The sequence below is a fragment of the Kribbella qitaiheensis genome (assembly GCF_014217565.1).
GTDB lineage: Bacteria > Actinomycetota > Actinomycetes > Propionibacteriales > Kribbellaceae > Kribbella > Kribbella qitaiheensis_A.
Genome location: NZ_CP043661.1, coordinates 5,932,775 through 5,955,903, shown reverse-complemented (window position 1 = coordinate 5,955,903; position 23,129 = coordinate 5,932,775). Strand labels below are relative to the sequence as shown.

At 67.8% G+C, this 23,129-nt stretch carries 23 protein-coding genes; 6 read left to right on the top strand and 17 right to left on the bottom strand.

Going from position 1 to position 23,129, the window contains the following annotated elements:
- Positions 1-10: 10 nt before the first annotated feature.
- On the top strand, positions 11-511 hold the full coding sequence (locus F1D05_RS28320) for a SigE family RNA polymerase sigma factor (protein ID WP_185443490.1): 501 nt from the start codon (positions 11-13) through the stop codon (positions 509-511).
- Between the two features lie 21 nt (positions 512-532).
- On the top strand, positions 533-1,789 hold the full coding sequence (locus F1D05_RS28315; protein ID WP_185443489.1) for a hypothetical protein: 1,257 nt from the start codon (positions 533-535) through the stop codon (positions 1,787-1,789).
- A 45-nt stretch (positions 1,790-1,834) separates the two neighbouring features.
- Here the strand turns inward: F1D05_RS28315 and F1D05_RS28310 are convergent, their stop codons facing one another.
- From F1D05_RS28310 to F1D05_RS28300, 3 genes are read right to left on the bottom strand one after another with little or no spacing between them, the layout of a single operon-like run.
- Positions 1,835-2,578: a GntR family transcriptional regulator gene (locus tag F1D05_RS28310; RefSeq protein ID WP_185443488.1), complete on the bottom strand. Its 744-nt coding sequence runs from the start codon at positions 2,576-2,578 to the stop codon at positions 1,835-1,837.
- A 53-nt stretch (positions 2,579-2,631) separates the two neighbouring features.
- Positions 2,632-3,405, bottom strand: coding sequence for a TIM barrel protein (locus tag F1D05_RS28305; protein WP_185443487.1), 774 nt, complete (start codon positions 3,403-3,405; stop codon positions 2,632-2,634).
- Positions 3,402-4,439, bottom strand: a complete 1,038-nt coding sequence (locus F1D05_RS28300) for a Gfo/Idh/MocA family oxidoreductase (RefSeq protein ID WP_185443486.1) — start codon at positions 4,437-4,439, stop codon at positions 3,402-3,404. The genes F1D05_RS28305 and F1D05_RS28300 overlap by 4 nt, the downstream gene beginning before the upstream one ends.
- 175 nt (positions 4,440-4,614) lie before the next feature.
- Between F1D05_RS28300 and F1D05_RS28295 the strand changes: the two genes are divergently transcribed.
- The 3 genes from F1D05_RS28295 to F1D05_RS28285 are packed head-to-tail and all read left to right on the top strand — an operon-like array spanning position 4,615 to position 7,797.
- Entirely contained in the window at positions 4,615-5,607 is a 993-nt protein-coding gene (locus F1D05_RS28295; protein ID WP_185443485.1) for a LacI family DNA-binding transcriptional regulator, read from the top strand.
- Between the two features lie 28 nt (positions 5,608-5,635).
- Entirely contained in the window at positions 5,636-6,871 is a 1,236-nt protein-coding gene (locus F1D05_RS28290; RefSeq protein WP_246486041.1) for a phytanoyl-CoA dioxygenase family protein, read from the top strand.
- Positions 6,796-7,797 carry a Gfo/Idh/MocA family protein gene (locus F1D05_RS28285; RefSeq protein ID WP_185443484.1) on the top strand — a complete coding sequence of 334 codons (1,002 nt, stop codon included), beginning with the start codon at positions 6,796-6,798 and terminating at the stop codon, positions 7,795-7,797. The genes F1D05_RS28290 and F1D05_RS28285 overlap by 76 nt, the downstream gene beginning before the upstream one ends.
- A gap of 321 nt (positions 7,798-8,118) precedes the next feature.
- On the opposite strand, the gene F1D05_RS28280 is transcribed toward F1D05_RS28285, so the two are convergent.
- The 13 genes from F1D05_RS28280 to F1D05_RS28225 all read right to left on the bottom strand — a co-directional run bounded on the left by F1D05_RS28280 (position 8,119) and on the right by F1D05_RS28225 (position 21,441).
- The gene (locus tag F1D05_RS28280; protein WP_185443483.1) at positions 8,119-9,615 is read right to left on the bottom strand and encodes a CoA-acylating methylmalonate-semialdehyde dehydrogenase; all 1,497 of its coding nucleotides are present in this window, start codon (positions 9,613-9,615) and stop codon (positions 8,119-8,121) included.
- A gap of 64 nt (positions 9,616-9,679) precedes the next feature.
- On the bottom strand, positions 9,680-10,696 hold the full coding sequence (locus F1D05_RS28275) for a Gfo/Idh/MocA family protein (RefSeq protein WP_185443482.1): 1,017 nt from the start codon (positions 10,694-10,696) through the stop codon (positions 9,680-9,682).
- Positions 10,693-11,568: an ATP-binding cassette domain-containing protein gene (locus F1D05_RS28270; RefSeq protein WP_185443481.1), complete on the bottom strand. Its 876-nt coding sequence runs from the start codon at positions 11,566-11,568 to the stop codon at positions 10,693-10,695. The genes F1D05_RS28275 and F1D05_RS28270 overlap by 4 nt, the downstream gene beginning before the upstream one ends.
- Entirely contained in the window at positions 11,565-12,611 is a 1,047-nt protein-coding gene (locus F1D05_RS28265) for an ABC transporter permease (RefSeq protein ID WP_185443480.1), read from the bottom strand. Before F1D05_RS28265 ends, F1D05_RS28270 begins: the two co-directional genes overlap by 4 nt.
- Positions 12,612-12,621: 10 nt before the next feature.
- Positions 12,622-13,617: a substrate-binding domain-containing protein gene (locus F1D05_RS28260; RefSeq protein ID WP_185443479.1), complete on the bottom strand. Its 996-nt coding sequence runs from the start codon at positions 13,615-13,617 to the stop codon at positions 12,622-12,624.
- 82 nt (positions 13,618-13,699) lie between these two features.
- Positions 13,700-14,299 (bottom strand): TIM barrel protein, encoded by a 600-nt coding sequence (locus F1D05_RS28255; protein WP_343066530.1) that lies wholly within the window; start codon positions 14,297-14,299, stop codon positions 13,700-13,702.
- A 31-nt stretch (positions 14,300-14,330) separates the two neighbouring features.
- Positions 14,331-14,594, bottom strand: a complete 264-nt coding sequence (locus F1D05_RS41065; RefSeq protein ID WP_246486040.1) for a hypothetical protein — start codon at positions 14,592-14,594, stop codon at positions 14,331-14,333.
- Entirely contained in the window at positions 14,594-16,522 is a 1,929-nt protein-coding gene (gene iolD, locus F1D05_RS28250) for a 3D-(3,5/4)-trihydroxycyclohexane-1,2-dione acylhydrolase (decyclizing) (RefSeq protein ID WP_428995041.1), read from the bottom strand. Before iolD ends, F1D05_RS41065 begins: the two co-directional genes overlap by 1 nt.
- A gap of 115 nt (positions 16,523-16,637) precedes the next feature.
- Complete coding sequence (gene iolB / locus F1D05_RS28245; RefSeq protein WP_185443477.1) at positions 16,638-17,528, bottom strand: 5-deoxy-glucuronate isomerase; 891 nt, start codon at positions 17,526-17,528, stop codon at positions 16,638-16,640.
- Between the two features lie 58 nt (positions 17,529-17,586).
- Positions 17,587-18,459, bottom strand: coding sequence for a class I fructose-bisphosphate aldolase (locus tag F1D05_RS28240; RefSeq protein ID WP_185449547.1), 873 nt, complete (start codon positions 18,457-18,459; stop codon positions 17,587-17,589).
- A 161-nt stretch (positions 18,460-18,620) separates the two neighbouring features.
- Positions 18,621-19,562 carry a 5-dehydro-2-deoxygluconokinase gene (iolC, locus tag F1D05_RS28235; protein ID WP_185443476.1) on the bottom strand — a complete coding sequence of 314 codons (942 nt, stop codon included), beginning with the start codon at positions 19,560-19,562 and terminating at the stop codon, positions 18,621-18,623.
- Positions 19,562-20,443, bottom strand: a complete 882-nt coding sequence (locus tag F1D05_RS28230; protein ID WP_185443475.1) for a sugar phosphate isomerase/epimerase family protein — start codon at positions 20,441-20,443, stop codon at positions 19,562-19,564. Before F1D05_RS28230 ends, iolC begins: the two co-directional genes overlap by 1 nt.
- A complete protein-coding gene (locus tag F1D05_RS28225; protein WP_185443474.1) occupies positions 20,440-21,441 on the bottom strand; it encodes a Gfo/Idh/MocA family protein in 1,002 nt (333 codons plus the stop codon). The genes F1D05_RS28230 and F1D05_RS28225 overlap by 4 nt, the downstream gene beginning before the upstream one ends.
- Positions 21,442-21,594: 153 nt before the next feature.
- Here F1D05_RS28225 and F1D05_RS28220 point away from each other — a divergent pair, with 153 nt between their 5' ends.
- Positions 21,595-22,332, top strand: a complete 738-nt coding sequence (locus tag F1D05_RS28220) for a GntR family transcriptional regulator (RefSeq protein WP_185443473.1) — start codon at positions 21,595-21,597, stop codon at positions 22,330-22,332.
- A 48-nt stretch (positions 22,333-22,380) separates the two neighbouring features.
- On the opposite strand, the gene F1D05_RS28215 is transcribed toward F1D05_RS28220, so the two are convergent.
- On the bottom strand, positions 22,381-23,064 hold the full coding sequence (locus tag F1D05_RS28215) for an IMP cyclohydrolase (RefSeq protein WP_185443472.1): 684 nt from the start codon (positions 23,062-23,064) through the stop codon (positions 22,381-22,383).
- Positions 23,065-23,129 lie beyond the last annotated feature (65 nt).

The following is a 23,129-nucleotide window of genomic DNA, read 5'->3' as shown; positions in this document are numbered from 1 at the left end:
AAAGGCTGCGATGAGACCGAACGCGGAGAACTTCGAGGAGTTCGCCCGAGCGCGAACACCTCACTTGTACCGGACGGCCTGGTTGCTGGCCGGCGATCGGCACCACGCCGAGGACCTGGTCCAGGAGACACTGGCGAAGATGTTCCGGGCCTGGCGGGGAGTCCAGCGGATCGACAACCCACCGGCGTACGCCCAGACGGTGCTGGTCCGCACATTCATCTCGCAGCGGCGACGGCGGAGCTGGACCGAGCAGCCGACCCCCGACCTGCCGGAACGAGCCGAACGGCCGGGCGATCACGCGCTGCGGCTGTCACTGCAGAACGCACTTGCCGAACTGGCCCCTCTCGATCGCGCCGTACTGGTGCTGCGGTTCTTCGAAGATCGCAGCGTCGAACAGGTCGCGCTGGATCTCGGCAAGAACGCCGGTGCGATCAGGACCAGGACCTCCCGGGCGCTGGACCGGCTCCGGACTGTCCTCGGCGAAGACGCCGTCCACCTGATCACCCTCTGACCTGATGTACCAGGAGCTCCGATGAACAACATGAACGATTCCCTGCCCGACCTGATGCGCCGGGCCACCGAGACCCTCGAACCCGAGTCCACCGACCTGGTCGAACGCGGCATGAAACGCGGTGCCGTACTACGCCGTCGGCGTACCGCCCTGCTCAGCCTCAGCGGCACCACCGCAGTACTGGTAACTGCCGGCATCGTCTTCGGCGGTACCCAGGTCCTCGGCAGCCCGGACCACAAGCAGGCACCCGTTGCCAGTGCGCCGGCCGCGGCAGCCACGACACCGGCAAAGCCCGCCGCACCGGCGACGGGAAAGGACACCCTGGCCACGCTGCGCAAGCTCGTCCCCGCCGGTCTCCAGATCTCCAAGCCGACGTCGATGGACGGCGGACTAGGGGGCCAGAACTCCGCTTCGATCGTCGTCGACGACGGCAATGGTGCGTCGTGGCTGATGGTCACCACGGGATATGCCTACGGCAACCCGACAGACTGCTCCAACAGCCTCCCGCACACCTGCACGATCCAGGCCGATGGAAGCGCTTTGGAGGCGGTCACGCGAGAAGCGGTCAGCCGGAACGGCCACCTCAAGGAAGCGTCGTCCAATTACGTCATGCTCACTCGGCCCAACGGTACTCAGGTCGCGTTGACGAGCATGAGCGCCGCTGGAGAGGGAAGCCCCGTCACGCGGAAGCAACCGTTGTTCACGCTGACTGAACTGGCGAAGCTCGCCGGCAGCAAGAACTGGGGTTACCCACCCAAGAAGACGATCACCCAACAGCCCGCTGCTGAACCCAAGCCGCCGGTGGTACCGCTGCCCGCAACCCTGGCGACCCTGAAGAAGGTCATCCCCGGCCACCCGCAGCTGAGCCAGCCCCACACCTGGGGCGGCGGCCAGAACGGCTACAACGGGGCTTCCTATGTCACCAACGACGGCAAGGGCGCTTCGTCGGTGGACGCCCTGCTGACAACCAGTGCCCCGGTCAAGAAGTGCCCGGAGGAGGGTCTGTCCCACTGCAAGGTCCGGTCCGACGGCTCGGTGCTCGCCTGGGCAAACAATGTCCCGTCCTACGACGACTCCCGACAGCAGAAGTACGGGATCGTCGGGAACTTCATCCAGCTGTACCTTCCCGACGGGCGCACCATCAACATGTCGAGCTTCAACGGGTTGGGCGAGAAGCCCGAGGTCAAGCACACTCGGGCAGCTCCGGCGTACACGGTCGAGCAGTTGACGAATATGGCCGACAGCAAGCTCTGGATCTTCCCTGGCGGCACCAAGTAGGGTCTCGCCCGCGCGTCGTCTACCGTCGGCCGTCCAAGTGATCGGTCAGCGGTGGACGAGGGTGTGTTCGAAGACGTAACGGGAAGCACGGAAAAGATGTGAGCCGTACTCGACGGCCCGACCGTGATCGTCGTACGTGATCCGCGTCGTCGCAAGCAGCGGACAGCCCGGTTCCTCGGAGAGGAGCCGGGCTTGTTCTGCTGTGGCGGGGATGGCCGAGATGGTCTGGTGCGCCACCTTGAGGCGAACTCCTTCGGCCCTGAGTAGTTCGTAGAGGCCGCGCTCGGCCAGCGTCGCCGGGTCCGTGTCCAGCATCTCCGGCGGCAACCAGTTGCGCATCAGCGCGAGCGGCTCGCCATCGGCTCGCCGCAGACGCTCCAGCCGTACTACGCGGTCTCCCACCTCGCACTGCAAGGCAGTGGCGACCTCTGCGCTGGCAGGGGCGATGCCGAAGCGCAGCACCTCGGTCTCCGGCTTACGGTGTGCGGCCGAGAGGTCGTCGTACAGGCTGGTGAGCTCCAGCGAGCGGCGCACCTGACCGGAGTTGCCGACTACCTGAGTGCCGACACCGCGCTTGCGTACGAGCAGGCCCTGGTCGACCAGGCGAGCGATGGCCTGCCGCACGGTCGGGCGGCTCAATCCGTAGGCCTCTGCGAGGTCCACCTCGTTACTGAGCCTGGAGCCGACCGGTAAGTCGCCGCCCTGGATCGCCGCTTCGAGCTGCTGAGCAAGCTGAACGTGAAGCGGGGTGCGACTGGTGCGATCGACGCTGACCTGGACGGTGCTCATGGGCACATCTTGGGGCGTCAGCGGCCCATCGTCGAGTCGAGGGACGGATTTGATCAGATCTCTTCGTTTCTGAAGGCGTCCCGGAACCGGCGCAGCGCGAGCTCGCTGTCGCTTTCCGCGAAGGCTTCGAGCCCGACCGTGCCGTCGTACCCGATCCTGCGCAGCGCCGCCGCGATCGCCGGATAGTTGATCTCGCCGGTGCCCGGCTCGCAGCGGCCCGGAACGTCTGCGACCTGGACCTCCCCGAGGTACGGCCCGGCCTGCTCGATCAGGCTGATCAGGTTCCCCTCGCCGATCTGCGCGTGGTAGACGTCCAGCATCATCCGCAGGTTCGGGTGATCGACGGCCCGCACCAGCGCGAGCACGTCCTTCGCCTTCGCGAACGGCACACCAGGGTGATCGATCTCGGTGTTGAGGTTCTCGAGGACGAACATCACGTCGTACTCCGCACCGAGGCGCGCCAGGTCCCTCAGCGTCTGCTCGGCCGCGAGCCACATCGCACCCGTCAACTCGTACTGCGGTAAGCGGGGCAGGCCGTGATCGCCGAGCTCGGTGCCGTGCAGGTTGAGCCGGGGACACCCGAGTCGCTTCGCCACCTCGGCGGACTGGGCCGCCGTCTTGAGCAACTGGTCCTGGTCGTGGGTCAGCGAGCCACTGATGTAGCCGGTCATCGAGGAGAAGGTCGCGCCGGTCGCGATCAGCGCGTCGATGTCCTTGGTGTGCCAGTTCCAGATCTCGACGTCGAAGCCGAGTTCGTCGATGCGGCGGATCCGGTCGGTCAGTTCGAGGTCGGTGAAGACCATCTCCGCGCAGACGGCCAGCCTCATCCGATCTCCGCCAGCTTCACCGGGCGGTGCTCCTCGTGGGACTTCATCGCGGCGAGCGCGACCCGGAGCGCCCGGCGGGCATCCTCGCCGGTCACCGGCGGCGTGCTCCGCGTACGGACCGCGTCGGTGAAGTCGGAGACCTCCTGGACGTAGGCGTCCGTGAACATCTCCTCGTCGCTGCGCAACGTCTGCTGCTGCATCCCGTGCTCGTGGTAGTGCTGCATCGGGCTGCTCGCGTGACGCCCGGCCGTCACCATCCCCTTCGAGCCGAACACCTCGCCGCGGACGTCGTACCCGTAGAGGGCGGAGAAGTTCGCCTCGGCGGTCGCGATCGCGCCGTTGTCGAAGGTGATCATCACGACCGCGGTGTCGATCAGCCCACTGTCCTTGTACTGCGGGGCGACCAGCGCGTCCGCCTTCGTGTAGACCTCGATCGGCTCGGCGCCCTCGTTCAGCCAGAGCAACGTGTCGAAGTCGTGGATCAGCGTCTCCCGGAAGATCGTCCAGGGCTTCACGTTGGCCGCATTGACGAATCCCGCGGGCCGGCCGGGGTCGCGAGTGACCGACCGCATCAGCTGAGGTGTGCCGATCCCGCCTTCCCGGACGGTCCGGTACGCGGCCGCGAAGTCCTTCGAGAACCTGCGGTTGAACCCGACCTGGAACGGCACGCCGGCGCGCTTGGTGACCTCGATCGCCCGATCGATCTCCGCGAGCGTCAGGCCGGCCGGCTTCTCGCAGAAGACAGCCTTGCCCGCGTCGGCCGCCTTCTCGATCAGCTCGGCATGAGCGGCCGCGATCGAGGTGATCACCACCGCGCCGATGTCCGGATCCTTGAACACGTCGTCGACGTTCGCGGTCGCGGTCGCGTCGTACTTCGACGCCACCTGCTGGGCCGCGTCCAGCCGCGGATCCGCGACGGTCCCCAGCTCGGCGCCCGGCACTCTCCGGGCGATGTTGCCGGCGTGCATGGTCCCGATCCTGCCCGCCCCGATCAACGCGATCCGGACGACTTCCAGCCCATGGTCGGTGTGCATCTGGTCGATCTCCTCGCTTGGGTGCCCCGTTGTGTGACGAGCGCGGCTCTGGGTACTAGAGCGCTCTAGTCAGAAGCTAGCGAGCACTGCTTTGATAGCTCCGTCAAGAGTTCTCGGACTCTTGACCGCCGTAATCGTTTCCGCGCCCGGGCAACAACTTCAGGAGGTACCACGGATGGCTCGTCGGGATCGCCCCGCGACGATGGAAGACGTTGCCTCGTTGGCCGGAGTCTCCCGCGCTCTGGTCTCGATCGTCTACCGCGACGCGCCAGGCGCCAGCGAAGCCACCCGTGCCCGGGTCCTTGCCGCGGGCACCAAGCTCGGATACCGCCCGGATCACCGAGCCCGGTTGCTGGGCCGGACCCGCACCCGGTTGCTGGGCGTGACGTTCGACGTACGGCAGCCCTTCCATGGCGACCTGGTCGAGTCCCTCTACACAGCAGCCGAGTCGGCCGGTTACGAGCTCGCACTGAGCGCCGTCGCTCCTACCCGCGACGAACCTCGCGCGATCCAGTCCCTGCTGGACTACCGCTGCGAGGCGCTGATTCTGCTGGGTCCGATGCTCGCGCCGTCCGCGTTGGCGTCGCTTGCAGCCGACCAGCCGGTGATCGTCGTGGCCCGCAAGGTCAGCGCGGCGGGGGTCGACGTAGTACGGACGGACGACACCGCTGGTGCGCGGCTGGCAACCGAGCACCTCATCGGCCTGGGCCACACCGAGATCGCTCACATCGACGGCGCTAGATCACCGGGCGCCACCGACCGCCGCGCCTCCTACCGGACCACCATGCGCCGCGCCGGCCTGACACCACTCGTCATCCCGGCGGGCCCCACCGAGAACGACGGCGCCCTGGCCGCGAAGCAACTCCTCGACACGCACCCGACGGTGACCGCGGTCTTCACCTTCAACGACCGCTCCGCCGTCGGCTTCCTGGACACCGTCCGCCAGTCCCGTCAGGTGCCCACCGAGCTCTCGGTCATCGGCTACGACGACACCACCATCGCCGCCCTGTCCCACATCAACCTCACCACGATCGCGCAGAACACCCCTGCACTGGCCGACCAGGCCCTCCAGCAGGCCCACTCCAGAACCACCACGTCCGACCACACCACCCCCACCCCGATCGCACCCCGCCTGGTCCGTCGCACCACCACCGGCCCACGGCTTTGATGGCTAGACCCGACGAGAGGAGCCGACGATGACCGATGTTTGGCTGGATCCGGAGGACGCCAAGGTGGCCGACCTCCTCGAAGTACTGCGGGACGAGACGCCCGACTATGAGTATGCGGACCGCATCGAGCAGCAGGTCCCCCTGTACGACGCGGACCGGATCCGCAAGGAGGATCAGCGCGAGGTGCAGGCCGAACTGGTCCACGCGCTCAGCGACGGCCCGGGCATCGTCGTGCTGAAGGGTGCCTTCGGCAAGGACATCGTCGACGCCACGACGGACGAGTTCAACGCGATGATCCGCGATCAGCAGACGGCCGGTACGGCGGCCGGCGACCACTTCGCCAAGCCGGGCGCGAACGACCGGGTCTGGAACGCGTTGGAGAAGCTGGCCGTGCGCGCGCCCGAGGTGTTCGCCGCGTACTACGCCAACGACCTGCTGGCGTTGACCGCGCGGGCCTGGCTCGGACCGGCGTACCAGGTGACTTCGCAGGTGAACGTTGTGAATCCGGGAGGTGAAGGTCAGACCGTTCATCGCGATTACCACCTCGGATTCCAGTCGAACGAGGTCGCCGCTCTTTACCCTGCTCATGTGCACAAGTTGTCGAGCGTGCTGACCTTGCAGGGGGCGGTCGCGCACTGTGACATGCCGGTGGAGAGTGGGCCGACGCTGTACCTGCCGCACTCGCACAAGTACGAACTCGGCTACCTGGCTTGGCGGCAGCCCGAGTTCGGCGAGCACTTCGTCGCCCATCACGTGCAGTTACCGTTGGAGAAGGGCGACGCGGTGTTCTTCAACCCGGCCTTGTTCCACGCGGCCGGTAGCAACCGGTCGGCGGGAATCTTCCGGATGGCGAACCTGTTGCAGATCTCGTCGGCGTTCGGCCGGGCGATGGAGAGCGTCGACCGGGTCCGGATGGCGGTCACCCTCTATCCCGTCCTACGGAAGCTCCGGCAGGATGGCGCCTTCCCGCCGGCAACTTTGGACAACATCATCGCGGGCCGGCGCCGAAGGTTACGCTTTTCCGACCAACCTGGATCGGGACCAGCCGATCGGCGGTCTCGCTCCGCAGACCCAGGCCGAGCTGGTCCGGCAGGCCCTCGACGAGGACTGGCCGGCCGATCGCCTGCAGACCGCCCTCGACGAGTACGCCGTACGCCGCCGTACGGACGACAGCTGAAGGAGAAGGCATGGAACCGCTTCGCATCGGAATCCTCGGCGCCGCCCGGATCGCAGGTCGGGCGATCGTCGAACCGGCCCGGCTGACCGGCGCCCGGCTGGTCGCGGTCGCCGCGCGAGATTCCGATCGGGCGACTGCCTTCGCACAGGAACACGGGGTCGAACGCGTCCACGCGTCGTACGAGGACGTCATCAACGATCCCGAGGTCGAGGCGATCTACAACCCGCTGGCGAACGGGCTGCACGGGCCGTGGAACCTGCGAGCCATTGCCGCAGGCAAGCATGTGCTGACGGAGAAGCCGTCGGCGAGCAATGCGGCCGAGGCCGCGGAGGTTCGCGACGCTGCCCGCGACGCCGGCGTCGTGGTGATGGAGGGCTTCCACTACCTCTTCCATCCAGTGACCCGGCGGCTGCACGAGTTGCTGGCCAAGGGCGAGCTCGGCGATCTGCGGCACGTCGAGGCGACGATGGTGATGCCGCCGCCGGACGACGACGATCCGCGCTGGTCACTTGCGCTGGCGGGCGGTGCGGTGATGGATGTCGGTTGCTACGCCTTGCACGCTGCTCGGATGCTCGCGCCGTGGGGTGGCGGTGCGCCGACCCTCGCGAACGCGCGCGCCGGTGAGCGCAAGCGGCTGCCGGGCGTTGACGAGTGGCTCAATGCCGATCTGGTCTTCCCCAACGGCGCGACGGGCGCGGTGCGGACCAGCATGGCGGCCGAGGAGCTCGACTTCAGCCTGCGGATCACTGGAACGCGCGGCGAGGCGTTCGCGCCGAGCTTCGTCCTGCCGCACCTGGACGATCGGGTGATGGTGAAGACGAAGGAAGACACCTGGGTCGAGCAGCTCGGCCGCAAGTCGTCGTACGCGTATCAGCTCGAGGCGTTCACCGCACACCTCCGCGACGGCGCCGAGCTGCCGATCGACGCCGACGACGCGGTCGCGACGATGGAGCTCATCGACGCCTGCTACCGGGACGCGGGATTGCAGCCTCGCCCGGTCAGCCGGCTCTGACCTGTACTGCACTGACCCATACTGCGAGTGGCCGGCTGAGCTTGGCGCTCGTCCGGCCGCCGCAGACAGACCTATCTACTTACGTCCCTGCTTCGTCGGCGGGATGATCGAGCTGTCGCTCGCGTTGGACTTCGCCTGTTTGGGTTGTTTCGGCTTGCGGACTTCGCGTCCGCCTTTGTTCTTGGCCATGACGCACTCCAGGGCTGGATGAGATGGGCTGAATCGGCTCAACGAGCTTCGTTCGCCGCGGTACTCCTGCTGCCCCGGGGGTTGCCAACGACGGTACACCCAAGCCCTGTGCCTGGGTGCCGTCGAAGAAGGTCAGTCGTGGGTGGGGAAGCCTAGGTTCAGGCCGCCGTGGGACGGGTCCAGCCAACGGGAGGTGATCACCTTGCCGCGGGTGAAGAAGTGGACGCCTTCGGTGCCGTGGGCGTGGGTGTCACCGAAGAGCGAGTTCTTCCAGCCGCCGAAGGAGTAGTACGCCATCGGCACCGGGATCGGGACGTTGACGCCGACCATGCCGACCTCGACCTCGGTCTGGTACCGCCGGGCGGCGCCGCCGTCGTTGGTGAAGATCGCCGTGCCGTTGCCGTACGGGTTCGAGTTCACCAGCTCCAGCGCCGCGTCGTACGACGGGACGCGGAGCACCGAGAGCACCGGGCCGAAGATCTCGTCGGTGTAGACCGACATGTCCGGGGTGACCTTGTCGAACAGCGTCGGGCCGAGCCAGAAGCCGTCGTCGGAACCGTCGAACGGACCCTCGCGGCCATCGACCGCCAGCTCCGCACCAGCGGAAACCCCGGCCTCGACGTATCCGACGACCTTGTCGCGGTGGGCGCCGGTCACCAGCGGGCCCATGTCGCAGCCGCGCGTGCCGTCACCGGTCTTCAGCGTCGCCATCCGCTCGCGGATCTTGCCGATCAGGTCGTCGGCGACCGGCTCGACGGCGATCAGTGCGGAGATCGCCATGCAGCGCTCCCCCGCCGATCCGAAGCCGGCGTTCACGGCGGCGTCGGCAGCCAGGTCGAGGTCCGCGTCGGGCAGCACGACCATGTGGTTCTTCGCGCCGCCGAGTGCCTGCACCCGCTTGCCGTTCGCGGTGCCCTTCTCGTACACGTACTTCGCGATCGGGGTCGAGCCGACGAACGAGACCGACTTGATGTCCGGGTGCTCGAGCAACCGGTCGACGGCCTCCTTGTCACCGTGCACGACGTTCATCACGCCCTCGGGCAGGCCCGCTTCCTTCCACAACGCGGCGATCGCGTTGACCGCGGACGGGTCCTTCTCGGACGGCTTGATCACCACGCTGTTGCCGCAGGCGATCGCGATCGGGACGAACCACAGCGGCACCATCGCCGGGAAGTTGAACGGTGAGATCACCGCGACCGTGCCGAGCGGCTGGCGGATCGAGTACACGTCGACGTTGGTCGACACGTTCTCGCTGAAGCCGCCCTTCATCAGGTGCGGGATGCCGCAGGCGAACTCGACCACCTCCAGACCACGGGTCACCTCACCGAGGGCGTCGGACAGCACCTTGCCGTGCTCGGCGGTGATCAGGGCGGCGATGTCCTCCTTGCGCTCGTTCAGCAGCTCCCGGAAGGCGAACAGCACCTGCGCGCGCTTGGTGAGCGACGTCCGGCCCCAGCCCTTCGAGGCGTCGTTGGCGACCTTGACGATCTCGTCGACGGTCGCGGCCGAGGCCAGGTCCAGCTCGCCCGTCACCTCGCCGGTGGCGGGGTTGTAGACCTTGCTGGTGCGCTCGGAGACGCCCGTCCACGGGGTCCCGCCGATCAGATGGGTGATTCGCTCAGTGCTCACAGCTGCATCCCTTGCTTCTTCGGCCTTGCTTGTTCGGTTAGGCGGTGATCTTTCGGGTCGAGTCTCAGCCAAGCACCTCGCTGCGGCGTACCATCTCGACCTCCACCGGGCGTCCTTCCTGCAGCGACTGCACGCCCGCCGTGCAGACCGCGGCGGCGGCGTACCCGTCCCAGGCCGTCGGGCCATCGATCTCGCCCTTCGCCGCGGCATTCACCCAGCGCTGGACCTCGATGTCGTAGGCCAGCCCGAAGCGGACCCGGAAGTCGTCCGGCACCGCTCCTCCCCAGTGTCCGGCCCGCTTGGTCAGTACGTCGACCCCGAGGCCGATCGTGGCGCTGCCCTTCTCCGCCACCGCCTCGCAGCGCACCTCGTACCCGACCTGGAAGTTGACGAACACCTCCACGTCGGCGATCGCCCCGCCGGCCATCTCGAACACCGCGAACTGCGGGTCGAGCACCCCGTCGCCGACCAGGCTGGTCGGCTTCGGGGCGTGCACGGTGATCCGGGCGATCTCGTCGCCGAACAGCCAGCGCGCCACATCGACCTCGTGCACCAGGGAATCGCGCACGATCATCTCGCTGCGGAACGTCTCCGGGACGGTCTTGTTCCGGTGCACGTTGTGCAGCAGCAGCGTCCGGCCGAGGTCGCCGGAGTCGAGCAACTGCTTCAAAGCGGCGTACTCCGGATCGAAGCGCCGCATGAACCCGACCTGGATCAATGACCGGCCGGCTTTCTGCTCCGCCTCGACCACCCGCAACGAGGACTCGGTGTCCATCGTCAGCGGCTTCTCGCAGAGCACCGGCTTGCCATGCTCCAGACACGCCATCAACTGCTCGGCGTGCGCGAACCCGGGCGAGGCGATGATCACCGCGTCGACCCCGGCGTCGGCGATCAACTGCAGCGGGTCGTCGATCACCCGTACGCCGTCCAGCGCCGTCGCCAGGGCGGTCACCCTGGCGACGTCGGGATCGGACACCGCGACCAGCCGCGCGCCGGAGGTCCGTCGCGCGACCCGCTCGGCATGATCGGCGCCCATCATCCCGACGCCGATGATGCCGATCCGGAGGTCCTGCTGTGTCATCTGCTCTCCAGTGGGGAATCGACCTTGCCTGTGCCGCTGCCCGGCTGCACCACGGCCGACGCGTCCACGCCCCGCAACTCGTGGCTGAGGGCTTCCAGTTCGGAGCCGCCCGCCATCTCGTTCGTCAACTGCTCCAAGGTGATCTCGGCCCGATGCGTGTCGAGCGCGACCCGCCCCAGCTTGAGCACGATGAAGTGGTTGCCGACCAGGTAAGCGTGGTGCGGGTTGTGGGTGATGAAGACGACGCCGAGACCCGCGTCGCGCGCCTTCACGATGTACTTCAGGACCACGCCGGACTGCTTCACGCCGAGAGCGGCGGTCGGCTCGTCCAGGATCAGCACCTTGGCGCCGAAGAAGATCGCCCGGGCGATCGCGATGCACTGGCGCTGACCACCGGACAGCATCCCGACCGGCTGCTCGAGGTTGGGGATCGAGATCCCCATCTTGGTCAACTCCTCGCCGGTGATCCGTTTCATCTTCGTGGCGTCCAGCGTGCCGAACCTCTTCGTCAGCTCGTTGCCGAGGAAGAAGTTCCGCCAGACCGACATCAACGGAGCGAGCGCCAGGTCCTGGTAGACCGTGGCGATCCCACTGTCCAGCGACTCCCGCGGCGAACCGAACCGGCGGACCTCGCCGTTCACCGACAGCACACCGTCAGTGTGCTCGTGCAGGCCGGCGATGATCTTGATCAACGTCGACTTGCCCGCACCGTTGTCGCCGAGCACGCAGGTGATCTCGCCCTGCCTGACGGCCAGGGACACCCCCCGGAGGGCGTGCACGTTGCCGTAGCTCTTGCCGACCTCGTCCAGGTGCACGATCGGCGTGGTCGGGCTGCTGGCCGCCTCGTTGGCGAAGCTGGTCGTAGTGGTCATCGCGCTTCCGCCTTGTTCTTGACGACGAGGTTCACGATCGTGGCCAGCAGCAACATGGCGCCGAGGAAGGCCTTGAACCAGTCCGGGTTCCAGCCGGCGTACACGACGCCGAGTTGCACCATGCCGAAGATCAGCGCCCCGACCGCACCGCCGACGACGGAGCCGTAGCCGCCCGTGAGCAGGCAGCCTCCGACCACCGCCGCGATGATGTAGAGGAACTCCTTGCCTACGCCCTCACCGGACTGCACCACACCGTTCTGGACGAACAGCAACTGCATCCCGGTGAACCAGGCGAAGAAGCCCACGGTCATGAACAGGCCGATCTTGACCTTCTTGACCGGTACGCCGACCGCCCGCGCCGCAGCGGCGTCGCCACCGACCGCGAAGATCCAGTTGCCGATCTTCGTCCGGAGCAGGATCCAGGCGGCGATCGCGACGAAGACGATCCACCAGACGACGATGATCTTGATGGTGATGCCACCGACCTTGAACTGCGACGCGAACACCGCGTGCGCCGTACCGAACCCGTCCATGTCGCTGATCGAGTTCGACGCGACCGCCCCGGACGTCAGCCGGGTGACCGCGATGTTCAAGCCCTGCAGGATGAAGAAGGTACCGAGTGACACCAGGAAACTCGGCAATCCGGTCCGCATCAGCAGCCAACCGTTGAAGGCACCGATCAGCAGCGCCAGCGCCAGGGCTGCCACCATTCCGACCCACACGTTGACGCTGAGCTGGTAGGCGACGATGCCGGCGGTCAGGCCGGCGGTCGTCACCGCGACGCCGGCTGACAGGTCGAACTCCCCGCCGATCATGAGCAGGGAGACCGGGACGGCCATGACACCGATCAGTGCGGCCCCGTACAGGATCGTCCCGGTGTTGTGGATGTCGCGGAAGGGTGCCGCGGTGGCTACGAAGAAGAGCAGGATCACCGCCGCGCCGACCAGCGATCCGATCTCGGGACGGCTCAGCAGGCGCACACCCACGGACCGCGTGGAGACCCGGTCGTCGATACTGTCCGGGGTCGTGATCGTCGATGCCATGGCCGGTACCTCAGCGAGTTCCGGCCGTGGCGTACTTCTCGACGGCATCGATATTCGTCTTGTCGATGAACGCCGGGCCGGTGAGAGTGGCCTCGCCGCCGCCGATCGTGTCGCCGTTGGTCTTGTTCAGCCAGATCGCGTCGACCGCCAGGTAGCCCTGCAGGTACGGCTGCTGGTCGACGGCGAAGTCCACCGTTCCGTCCTTGACCGCCTTGGCCATCGCCTTGCTCATGTCGAAGCTGCCGATCTTGGCCGCTGAACCGGCATCCTTGGCCGCCTGAACCGCGGTCAGGGCGATGCCTGCATTCAGCGCGACCACGTAGTCGGCCGCCTTGTCCTGCTGAAGCTTAGACGTGATCGTCGCCTGCGTCCCCGGCTGGTCGGAACCGTTGACGTTCAGGTTCTCGACGGCGCCGAACTTGTCCTTGATGCCCTGGCAGCGAGCCTCGAGGCTCACGTTGCCCTGCTCGTGGATGACACAGATGACCTTCTTGGCGCCGAGCGCCTTCAGCTTCTCACCCGTCGCCTGGCCGGCGATCCGCTCGTCCTGACTGAAGTAGCCGATCGCACCGGAGGTCTTCCAGGTGTCCAGGCCGCCGTTGAGGACGGTCACCGGGATCCCTGCCGCGACGGCCTTCTTGACGTTCGGGATCACCGCGTCCGGCTTGTTCAGGGTGACCGCGATGCCGTCGACCTTCGAGTCGATCGCCGTCTGGACCAGGTTGGCCTGGGCGGCGCCGTCCGGGTCGGACGAGTACTGCAACTCGATGTTGTCCTTCTGGGCAGCCGCTTCGGCGCCCCGCCGGACGATGTCCCAGAACGTGTCGCCCGGACCGGAGTGGGTGATCAACGCGACCTTCATCCGTGGCGTGTTCGCCACGTTGCCGGTCGAACCACTCGACTTCTCTTCTTCCTTCTTACCACCGGAGGAACTACACGCACCCAGCGCCGTGACCAGCACGAGCGCCGCCCCCGCGGCCACCGCCTTCTTCTGCCACCGAACCATGACTACAACCAGCCTTTCAGACGTTCCCGCGGTAACGCCGCGGCGTTCGGGTGTGACCAGGAAGGGATACCTTGCCCGGTCGTCAAACGGAAACACCACCCCCGTGGGTCCTCAGGTATGACAGCGTCCGCTCCGCGATCGGCAGCGGCACTTCCGGTGGGCAGGGATACATGTCCTGCTCCACGATCGCGAACAGATCGACATCGAGGGCAGCCAGTGCGTCGAGCACCGGCGGCAGCTCTGGTACGCCGAGAGGCGGCTCGCACATCACACCGCGCCGCACCGCCTCGTCGAAGCCCACGCCGGCTGCTTCCACCTCGGCCAGCACCGTGGGGTCGACCTGCTTCAGGTGCACATACCCGATGCGATCCGGGTACTTCCGGATCAGCTCCAGGTTGTCGCCACCGCAGTAACTGATGTGGCCGGTGTCCAGACAGAGGTTGACGTGCTCCCCGTCGGTCTCGACGAGGAACCGCTCGACCGTCTCCTGACTGTCCACGTGCCCGTCCGCGTGCGGATGGAACTGCGTCTTCAGCCCGTACTCCGCGGCGATCCGCCGGCCCAGCTCGGTCACCTGCCGGCCGTGTCGCGCCTGGCCCTCGTGATCCAGTCGCGGCTCGACGATCTCGCCGTTCGATCCACGCCACATCGACGGGATCACGACCAGATGCCTGGCCCCCATCGCCGCGGCCAGCTCGGCGGCGGCCGAGACGTCACGCCAGGTCGAGTCCCACGAGTCCGGGCCGGTGCAGGTGCTCGAAGATCGTTCCGGCCGTCACCTCGAGACCGCGCTTGTCCAGCTCTTCCTTCAGCCGGGCGGGGTCGCTCGGCAGGTAGCCGAACGGGCCGAGCTCGATCCGCGTGTAGCCGGCGCCCGCGACCTCGTCGAGGAACCGCTCCCAAGGAGTCTGCTGCTCGTCGTTAGCGAACCAGACTCCCCAGGAGTCCGGCGCGCTGCCGACTTTCACGGTGCCCATCAGTTCTGCCCCTCGATCGGTGTCAGATAGGGCCGCTGGTCCTGCTTCGACTTCTCGTACGCCGCGGAGGCTGTCCGGGTCGACTCCAATGCCGAGACCTCGCTGACCGGGACGTCCCACCAGGCCTCGCTGTCGGGCGCGCCGATCAGCGGATCCGTCTTCACGTGGATCGCGATCGGCCCGGTCGCCGCCTTCGCCGTACCGATCGCCTTCTCCAGCTCGGCGCGGCTGTTCACGTCGAGCACCTCGACGCCGAGGCTGCGCACGTTCATCGCGAGATCGACCGGCAGGTAGTCCCCGTCCAGCCGCCCGTCGCCGCCGCGCCGCCGGTACGCCGTACCGAATCGCTGGGAGCCCAGCGATTCCGACAGGGCGCCGATCGAGGCGAAGCCGTGGTTCTGGACCAGGACGACGATGATCTTCACGTTCTCCTGGACCGCGGTGACGAGCTCGGACGCCATCATCAGGTACGACCCGTCGCCGACCATGACGAAGACGTCCCGGTCGGGTGCGCCGAGGCGGACGCCCAGCCCGCCGGCGATCTCGTAGCCCATGCAGGAGAAGCCATATTCGACGTGGTATCCCTTCGGATCGCGGGTCCGCCAGAGTTTGTGCAGGTCGCCCGGCATCGAACCGGCCGCACAGACCACCACATCACGAGGCTCCGACAATTCGTTGACGGCACCGAGCACCTGACCCTGGGTGAGCAGTCCGTCGGCGAGGTTGTCCACAACCTCCGCAGGCGGGTTGTACGCCTGCTCGACGGTCCGGTCCCAAACTCGTGCGAGTTCGGCGGTCAATTCCTTGTACTTTTTCTGTACAGACCAATCGCCGACCGCGGATCGCAGGGAAACAAGGGCTTCCCGGGCATCCGCGACAACAGGGAGGCCGGCATGTTTGCCACCGTCGAAGCGCGCCACGTTGATGTTCACGAACCGCACGTCCGGGTTCTGGAAGGCAGTCCGGGAGGCCGTCGTGAAGTCGGCGTACCTGGTGCCGATCCCGATCACCAGGTCCGCGTCGCGAGCCAGGGCGTTGGCCGCCGTGGTGCCCGTCGACCCGACCGCGCCAACCGATTGCGGATGGTCGTAACGCAGAGATCCCTTGCCTGCTTGGCTTTCCGCCACGGGGATGCCGGTCGCCTCGGCGAACTCGCGCAGCGCGTCCTGCGCCTGGGAGTACGCCACGCCACCGCCCGCGACGATCAGCGGCCGCTCCGAGGCCCGTAGCAGCTGTGCCGCCTTGTCGACAATGGATGCCTCAGGCAACGGGCGTGCGACGTACCAGGTGCGCTCCGCGAAGAGCTCCTCCGGCCAGTCATGCGCCTCGGCCTGGACGTCCTGCGGCAGGGCCAGGGTCACCGCGCCGGTCTCGACCGGGTCGGTCAGGACACGCATCGCGTTCAGCAGCGCCGAGGGCAACTGCTCCGGCCGCCAGATCCGGTCGAAGTACTTCGACACGGGCCGGAAGGCGTCGTTGACGGAGACGTCGCCGGCGGAGTAGCTCTCCAGCTCCTGCAGCACGGGCGTGGCCACCCGGGTCGCGAACACATCGGAAGGGAGGAGCAGCACCGGGAGTCTGTTGACGGTGGCCAGCGCCGCGCCCGTGACCATGTTGGTCGAGCCGGGGCCGACGCTCGCGGTACAGGCGTAGGTCTGGAGGCGGTCGCGGGTGCGGGCGAAGGCAGACGCGCTGTGCACCATGGCCTGCTCGTTGCGGGCCAGGATGTACGGCAGTGCTTCGGGGTCTTCCAGCTCGGCCTGGAGCAACGCCTGGCCGAGGCCGGCCACGTTGCCGTGGCCGAAGATGCCGAAGCAGCCCGCGAACAGCTTCTGTTTCACGCCGTCGCGCTCCGAGTACTGGACGCTCAGGAATCGCACCAGCGCCTGCGCGACCGTGAGTCGCACCGTCATCGAACTCCTCCGAATACCGTCATCGTTCGCTTCGTCACCGTTGCCGTCCGGCCCGCCACTGTCATCCGGGGTGCCCCAGCCATCCGAGGTGTCACAGCCATCCGGGGTGCCATCGAGCCCGGCGTCGTCGTCATCGCTCGGCTCCGAACGGGAGGCGGGGGTCGAGCTGCTGACTCGGCCACAGCTCGCGGACCCAGCCGTGCTGGGGGTCGTCGCTGATCAGCCACTCACGTTCGGCGCCGGGACCGGCCATCACGTTCAGGTAGTACATGTCATACCCAGGAGGCGCCATCGCAGGACCATGCCAACCGTGTGGCACCAGCACCAGATCCCCGCTGCGGACTTCCGCGAGTACGTCGATGGGGCGGTCCTCGGTGCCGTAGACCCGCTGGTAACCGATCGGGTCGTTGCCCTTGGCATCCGCCGGGGCATCGTCGGACAGCTGAAGCTCGAAATAGTAGATCTCCTCGAGCTCACTCTCCTTGCCAGGCTTGTGCTCGTCGTGCTTGTGCGGCGGGTACGACGACCAGTTCCCGGCCGGGGTGAGCACCTCGCACGCGATGATCGAGTCCGCCTCGAGGACGGCGGGCGTGCCGAAGTTGCGCACCTGCCGGGAGGCGACACCCGCGCCCCGGAGCTCGGTCTCGACCTGCTCCACGCCGATCCGGCGGAACGGGTAGTCCGACGCGGCCTTCGCATGGGGGAACGCGATCCGGGCCCCGCCGGCGCTGGTGACCGCGACGGTCGAGCCACGGGGGACGTACGCGAGGTCGGTCGGGCCGGCGAACACGTCCGCGCGTCCGCCGAGCGGCACGGTCTCACCGTCGACGATCACCTCGGCCGAGCCGCTCAGCGGCAGGACCAGATATTCGCAGTCGCCCGTCTCGAACTCGATCGACTGCCCGGGGCGAAGGGTAGCGACGTACAGGCCGGTGTGGTGCCAGTCCGGTTCGCCCGGACTGACAGCCAACTCGAACCCGTCCCGTGCGGTCGATCCAGCAGGTCGGTACCAAGCAGTCACGAACGCTCTCCCTCGGCAGAACAGGAGTTGCCAGGAATCGGATGACAGTTGCTGTTGGTCATGCGGCGCCTCCGTGGACGAGGGCGCTTGCCTGGTCTACCGCGGCGGCGACGTCGCCGTCGGGCGGGAAGAGCAGAGCGCGACCGACGACCAGGCCCCGGACCGACGGGAGGCTGAGCGCCTTGCCCCAGGACGCGTAGGTCTCTTCGGGTGCGACAGTCGGATCGCCGCCGAGCAGGAGCGTCGGCAGAGTCGTTGCCTCCATCACCCGTTCGAGGTCGTCCACCACGGGCAGCTTGAGCCAGGTGTACGCGCTGGTCGCACCGAGGCCGGCGGCGATGTGCACCGACTTGATCACCGAGTCCGGATCGAGCAGGTTCGTCACCCGGCCGTCGCGACGGACCGACCAGAACGGTTCGACCATCGCCATCAGCTTCCGCTCGGCGAGCTCGGTGACGGCGCGCGCGCTGCTCTCCAGCGTCGCCACCGTACCCGGATCGTCGAGGCAGATCCTGGTCAGCATCTTGCCGCCGTCCAGTCTGCGCGCAGCGATGTCATCGGCCGTACCGTAGGCCGTGAACCGGTCGTCCAGCTCGAACGACGCGCCCTGCAGCCCGCCCCGGTTCATCGATCCGATGACGACCTTGCCTTCCAGCGCACCCAACAGCAGCAGGTCTTCCAGCACGTCGGGAGTCGCCAGCACACCGTCGACGCCCGGCCGCTCCAGCGCGGTCACCAGCCGATCGATCAGCGCGGGGCGGCTCGCCATCGCCATCGCGTCGTCCCGTACGCCGAGTGCGCCCCGGGCCGGGTGGTCCGCGGCCACGATCAGCAGCCGCCCGTCCTCGCCGACGATCTGCCGCCGCCGACGCTGCTGCCAAGCCTCCGCGATCCGCTCCGGATACCGCACCCGAAGCTCAGTGAGATCCACGCCGGTCGCCCGCGGCTCGGTCCGCGGCCCGGCCGACGTTCGCAGCGAATCCTGCTGCCCAGCGCCCTGCACCGCCTGCTGCCCTACGCCTTGCCCGGGCTGGCGCCCAGCGCCCTGCGCCGGCTGCTGTCCGGGCGCTTGCAGGTCCCGCTCGGTGGCGCTCATGCGTGTTCACCCATCAAAGTCAGGACCTCGGCTTCGGACGGCATCGCAGTGGAGCACTCCAGCCGGGAGGCGACGATCGCGCCCGCGATGTTGGCGAAGCGGATCACCTTCTCCAGCGGCCAGCCGGCCAACAGCCCGTGGCACAGTGCGCCACCGAAGCCGTCACCCGCGCCCAGCCCGTTCACCACCTCGACCGGGAAAGACGGCACCTCGACCCGCTCGTCACGGGTACGAGCCAAGGTCCCCTTCGGTCCCTGCTTCACCACGGCGAGATCGAGTCCCCGATCCAGCAGCGCCTGCGCGGCCTTGTCGGGATCCGTCTCGCCGACCGCCACCTCGCACTCCTCTCGGTTGCCAACAGCAACCGTGCAGTGCTCCAGCGCCCTGCTGACCTGCTCGTGCGCCTCGGAAGGATCCGCCCAGAACATCGGCCGGTAGTCCAGGTCCAGCACGGTGATCGCCTTCCGCTCCCGCGCCTCCCAGGCCGCGAAGTGCGCCGACCGGCTTGGCTCGGCCGACAGTCCCGTCACGGTCGACCAGTAGATTCGCGCGTCCTTGATCGCCTGCAGATCCAGCTCGTCCGGGTTGATCACCAGGTCCGGCGCCTTCGGGAACCGGTAGAAGTACAGCGGGAAATCGTCCGGCGGGAAGATCTCGCAGAACGTGATCGGAGTCGGCAGCCCCTCGACCCCGGTGACGAACCGGTCGTCGACACCCAGCTCCAGCAGCGTCCGATGGATGAACTTCCCGAACGGATCGTTCCCGGTCCGGCTGATCACCGCCGACTTGCGGCCATGCTTGGCAGCGGCGACCGCGACATTGGTGGCACTGCCACCGAGGAACCTGCCGAAGCTCTCGACATCCTCCAGGTGCGTGCCGGTCTGCAGCGGATAAAGGTCGACCCCGATCCGCCCGATGGTCAGTACGTCGTCAGCCATCAGACCGCCTCGGCAATGTGCCGCAGGTGCTCGATGCTCGCCCGTACATCGGTTACCGGCCCCTCGTCGGTCGGCCGGTCAGGCAGGATCGTGTCCTGCTCGAGCACGTACCAGCCGTCGTACCCGGCCTTCTCCAACGCGCCGACGATCGTGGTCAGGTCGATGTCGCCTTGTCCGAGCGGCCGGTACATCCCCTCCCGGACGGCGTCGGTGTAGCTGACCACTCCGCTCTGCACCTTCGCGGCCCAGGCGGCATCGACGTCCTTCAGATGCGTGTGCCGGATCCGGTCGGTGTGCTCCAGCGCCAGCGCGACCGGGTCCACCCCGCCGATCAGCAGATGTCCGGTGTCGAGCGTCAGACCGATCGCCGAGCCGTCCAGCACCCGGCGTACGTCGTCCGCGTTCTCCACCATCGTGCCGACGTGCGGGTGGATCGTGGCCCGGATCCCCGCTGCCGCGGCGATTCCGGCGAGCCGGTCGAGGTTGGCGAGCATCGTCACCCAGCCGGTCGCATCCAGCACCGGGCGGTCGTCGTACCCCTCCTCGCCGGTCGCTGCGGCCAGCACCAGCGTGCTCGCTCCGGCGGCGACGAAGCCCTCCAGCGCCTGCGAGATCTCCGGCGCCGGATCGTGCGAAGGATCATGCAGTACTACGGGGACGAATCCCCCGACCGCACGCAGTCCCCGGTCGGCCAGCGCCTTCGCCTTCTCGGCCGGGTCATCCGGCAGGAAGCCGTCCGGCCCGAACTCGGTCGCGGCGATCCCGACCTCGCGCATCTGCGCCAGCACGGTCTCCGCGTCGTACTGGTAGCCCCAGCCGGGCACCTCGCAGACTCCCCACGAGATCGGGGCGCCGGCGATCCGGTCAGCTAGCTCGGTCATGCGCCGATCTCCTCCAGCAGAACAACGCGGTTCTCGCGTCGGGACAGTTCGCAGGCGTCCGCGGTCCGGAAGGCCTGAAGTGCGTCGCGGACGGTGCACGGGACCTCGCGGGACCCGGCCACCACCTCGGTGAAGGCGGTGAGCTCGGCGACGTAGGCCGGCCGGAACCGGTCCATGAAGGTGGCGTGCGGTTCGCCGCCGGGGAAGCTGACGCCGGCCTCGGCGGACTTCAGCGCGGTGTGCTCGTCCAGCCCGACAGCGACCGATCCGAGCGAGCCGAGCACCTCCATCCGGACATCGTGGCCGGCCGCGTTGTACCTGGTCCCGCTGACCGACACGAAGGTGCCGTCGTCGAGGGTGAGCAGCGCGGCGGCCGCATCGACGTCGCCGTACTCGCCGAAGAACGCCTCGCCCCGGTTCGCCCCGGTGGCGAAGACGCTGACCACCTCGCGGCCGGTGACGAAGCGGAGGATGTCGAAGTCGTGCACGGTGCAGTCACGGAAGAACCCGCCGCTGGTCGGGATGTACTCCTGCGGCGGCGGGAACGCGTCGTTCGTGTTCGCCCGGATGTGGTGAATGAACCCGAGGGCGCCGGACCGGACCTGCTCGGCCGCGGCCTGGTAGCCGAGGTCGAAGCGACGCTGGAAGCCGATGTGCACCGGCACTCCCGAAGCCTCGACCAGTGCGACCACCTGCTGGGTCTCGGCCAGGTCGAGGGCGACCGGCTTCTCGCAGAAGGTCGGGATCCCGGCGGCGACGGCCTTGCCGATCAGCGCGGCGTGCGCGGAGGTGGCCGCGGTGATCACGACGCCGTCAAGGCCGCTGCTCAGCAGCTGATCCACGTCGGCCGCGAACTCGAGGCCGAGGTCCTTCGCGACCAGTTCCGCCCGGCTCGCGTCGACGTCGGTGACCACGACCTGGTCCACCGCCGGCAGACCCTTCAGCGTCGCGGCGTGGAACGCCCCGATCCGTCCGGCTCCGACCAACCCGATTCGCATCCTGTGACCTCTCGTCAAGGCTTGTGTGAGTCCCGAAGCACCCGACCAGTGGCGGTGCTGGTTCAGCTTTGTCCGCCCGCGAAGAGGTGTCAATAGTTTGTAAGCACATTTTCATGTCGAGACATACAAACCCCCTTCAGGTAATATCCGGACATGGCCGCCCTCCCGATCCAGATCGATCGGGCGAGCCCGGTGCCGCTCTACCACCAGCTCGCCGAGCAGCTGATCGCCGCGATCAGCGACGGCACCCTGCGCCCGGGCGACCCGTTCGAGAACGAGCAGGCGATGTCGGACCGGCTCAGCCTGTCCCGGCCGACCGTCCGGCGGGCGATCTCGGAGCTGGTGAACAAGGGCCTGCTGGTCCGTCGCCGCGGCATCGGCACCACCGTCGCCAACCAGATGGTGCACCGCAAGGCCGAGCTGACCAGCCTGTACGACGATCTCGAGCGCGAAGGCCGGACGCCGCACACCGACGTGCTCTCGTTGCAGTGCGAGGCCCACGACGACCGGGCCGCCGAGGCGCTCGGTCTCCCGCCGGGGACGCCGGTGGTCGCGATCGTCCGGCTCCGGTACGCAGGCGACGTGCCGCTCGCGATCATGCGCAACTGGTTGCCGCCAGCAATGAATGACCTGACCGTCGAGGCACTCCAGAAGGAAGGCCTGTACGCCCTGCTCCGCGCTCGCGGCATCCGGCCGAGCGTGGCCCGCCAGCGCATCGGTGCCCGCAACGCGACCGCCGAAGAACGCCGTACTCTGCATCTCACCAAGGCCGAGCCGCTGGTCACGATGACCCGCAGCGCCTATGACGCCGACGGCTCCCCCGTCGAATTCGGCGACCACTGTTACCGCGCCGACCAGTACTCCGTGGAGGTAGTCGTCTCCGACCGCTGAATCAACGGGCTGGCTGGGGTGGTTGCGCCCTCTTCGGCCGCTGATTCCTCAGCGGGCGCGGGTGATGGCTTCGTCGAAGGTTTCGGGGAGCAGGGGGATGACGACGAGGGCGATGCGGAGGGACGGGTCGAGTCGGTTCCAGAGGAGGTCGGGGAGGGACTCCCACTCGACCTCTACGGAGACGACTACCGGATATCCGTCGGTGACCACCTGGGCGGCGGTGCCGGAGTACGTGGTGATGACGCCGGCGGTGGCCTCCTCGGAGCGGCGCAGGAACAAGGACGGGTGCTGGACCTGGTCCGCCGAATACGAGCGGGCGGAGCCTACGACGACGTCGAGTAGCTCAGGGCCCTCGATGACGGCACCGGCGAAGATGCGCGGCGTACGGATGGGCGGGTCGGGTTCGTAGTCGAGATTTCGCAGCGCAACCTGGAGATCCACAAAGTCGGCGTGGGTGCCGGCGAGTTCGGGGACGTGGCTGCCGTTGCCGACGATGAACCAGTCCTCGTCCCGGATCGCGGCGGTGTAGTGACGCAGTTCGTCGGCCGCGCCACCGCCCGTCTCCCGGACGACGATCTCGCGCTCGGACACGACGAGCTCGCGCTGCTGGGAGGCGGGGCTTCGCCCGGTCAGCCAGTAGGCGGCAAACGGCATCCCGTCGCTGTCGCGCCCGATCGCCAGCCCACGGCCCGGATACTCACAACCGCCAGCCACATCCATGAGGGTCGCCACGCGCCGAAGCCTAACGTCCGAAGAAGCGGAGGGGACGTGTACTCCACTTCTTCGGACGTAAGCAA

What these genes read in the sequence shown, in the direction of transcription:
- F1D05_RS28225 (WP_185443474.1), bottom strand. Translation starts at nt 21,441, where the DNA reads ATGCGAATCGGGTTGGTCGGAGCCGGACGGATCGGGGCGTTCCACGCC.
- F1D05_RS28255 (WP_343066530.1), bottom strand. Translation starts at nt 14,299, where the DNA reads ATGGGGGCCAGGCATCTGGTCGTGATCCCGTCGATGTGGCGTGGATCG.
- F1D05_RS28295 (WP_185443485.1), top strand. Translation starts at nt 4,615, where the DNA reads ATGGCTCGTCGGGATCGCCCCGCGACGATGGAAGACGTTGCCTCGTTG.
- F1D05_RS28310 (WP_185443488.1), bottom strand. Translation starts at nt 2,578, where the DNA reads ATGAGCACCGTCCAGGTCAGCGTCGATCGCACCAGTCGCACCCCGCTT.
- F1D05_RS28220 (WP_185443473.1), top strand. Translation starts at nt 21,595, where the DNA reads ATGGCCGCCCTCCCGATCCAGATCGATCGGGCGAGCCCGGTGCCGCTC.
- F1D05_RS28285 (WP_185443484.1), top strand. Translation starts at nt 6,796, where the DNA reads ATGGAACCGCTTCGCATCGGAATCCTCGGCGCCGCCCGGATCGCAGGT.
- F1D05_RS28290 (WP_246486041.1), top strand. Translation starts at nt 5,636, where the DNA reads ATGACCGATGTTTGGCTGGATCCGGAGGACGCCAAGGTGGCCGACCTC.
- F1D05_RS28305 (WP_185443487.1), bottom strand. Translation starts at nt 3,405, where the DNA reads ATGAGGCTGGCCGTCTGCGCGGAGATGGTCTTCACCGACCTCGAACTG.
- F1D05_RS28265 (WP_185443480.1), bottom strand. Translation starts at nt 12,611, where the DNA reads ATGGCATCGACGATCACGACCCCGGACAGTATCGACGACCGGGTCTCC.
- F1D05_RS28270 (WP_185443481.1), bottom strand. Translation starts at nt 11,568, where the DNA reads ATGACCACTACGACCAGCTTCGCCAACGAGGCGGCCAGCAGCCCGACC.
- F1D05_RS28300 (WP_185443486.1), bottom strand. Translation starts at nt 4,439, where the DNA reads ATGCACACCGACCATGGGCTGGAAGTCGTCCGGATCGCGTTGATCGGG.
- F1D05_RS28260 (WP_185443479.1), bottom strand. Translation starts at nt 13,617, where the DNA reads ATGGTTCGGTGGCAGAAGAAGGCGGTGGCCGCGGGGGCGGCGCTCGTG.
- F1D05_RS28275 (WP_185443482.1), bottom strand. Translation starts at nt 10,696, where the DNA reads ATGACACAGCAGGACCTCCGGATCGGCATCATCGGCGTCGGGATGATG.
- F1D05_RS28230 (WP_185443475.1), bottom strand. Translation starts at nt 20,443, where the DNA reads ATGACCGAGCTAGCTGACCGGATCGCCGGCGCCCCGATCTCGTGGGGA.
- F1D05_RS28315 (WP_185443489.1), top strand. Translation starts at nt 533, where the DNA reads ATGAACAACATGAACGATTCCCTGCCCGACCTGATGCGCCGGGCCACC.
- F1D05_RS28320 (WP_185443490.1), top strand. Translation starts at nt 11, where the DNA reads ATGAGACCGAACGCGGAGAACTTCGAGGAGTTCGCCCGAGCGCGAACA.
- iolC (WP_185443476.1), bottom strand. Translation starts at nt 19,562, where the DNA reads ATGGCTGACGACGTACTGACCATCGGGCGGATCGGGGTCGACCTTTAT.
- F1D05_RS41065 (WP_246486040.1), bottom strand. Translation starts at nt 14,594, where the DNA reads ATGGGCACCGTGAAAGTCGGCAGCGCGCCGGACTCCTGGGGAGTCTGG.